This is a genomic window from Mesorhizobium sp. M1A.F.Ca.IN.020.06.1.1, assembly GCF_004023265.1.
GTDB lineage: Bacteria > Pseudomonadota > Alphaproteobacteria > Rhizobiales > Rhizobiaceae > Mesorhizobium.
Genome location: NZ_RZSR01001586.1, coordinates 1 through 715, shown reverse-complemented (window position 1 = coordinate 715; position 715 = coordinate 1). Strand labels below are relative to the sequence as shown.

Sequence of the window (715 nt, the reverse complement as noted above, 5' to 3'; positions counted from 1 at the left end):
CACGCTGGACCTCGCCCTTCAAGGCTGCATCCCGTCTTGCCCGAGCCGACAGCCGGGAGGGATCGACGCGCTTGGCGACATGGTCGTGGTAGGTCGACGGGGCGATCGGCAGCACCTTGCAGATCGGCTCGACCCCATGCGCCTCGCGGTGATCGTCGATGAACGCGATCGACGAGACCGCCGCCCAGCGCGAGGCGTGCTCGCCTTCGTGATCCAGAACCAGCCGCACCGCACGGGCACGGACCTCCGGAGAGAACTTGTTGGTCGTCTTGCTTGTCATGGCTCCACCTTCTCAGGAGTTGGAGCCTCCGATCAACCCGGCGCGGTTCACCGTGCTGGTGACCGATCTTTCGGAGTTCGCAGCCGTCAACCCGTCAACGAAGTCTATGGTCGGCTCCTTGTCCTGCCCGGGCGACGTACCAAGTGGCAGCCCTTCCGAAGGTCTTGCGGGTCGAGGTCGAAGCGGTCGTCGCCCTGAACTGAAGCTGTCGAAGCCGAATCCGTTCCTCTGTTTCGTCGTAGCGTCACGCTTGTCGGCAGAGGCTGTTGACTCCTAACAAGGGATGTACTTTGGCCCGAGCAGGGTCGCGAACTGAAGTTTGAGCAAACGTCACTGGTCCCTTCAGGCTTCCCATCCTGGTTGAATCGCTGGGAAGCAAAACCAGAGGCAGTGGCTCAGGTCACGGAGGCTAAGGATTTATGAAGTACCTAAAGG

The 715-nt window shown here is 61.4% G+C and carries 1 pseudogene and 1 other annotated feature; the pseudogene reads right to left on the bottom strand.

The features are described from left to right. Nucleotides 1-280 (bottom strand): annotated as a pseudogene (locus tag EOA60_RS35705) (IS3 family transposase); the annotation flags it as partial. Beyond that, nucleotides 98-170, bottom strand: a sequence feature (AL1L pseudoknot). It overlaps the preceding pseudogene by 73 nt. Nucleotides 281-715 lie beyond the last annotated feature (435 nt).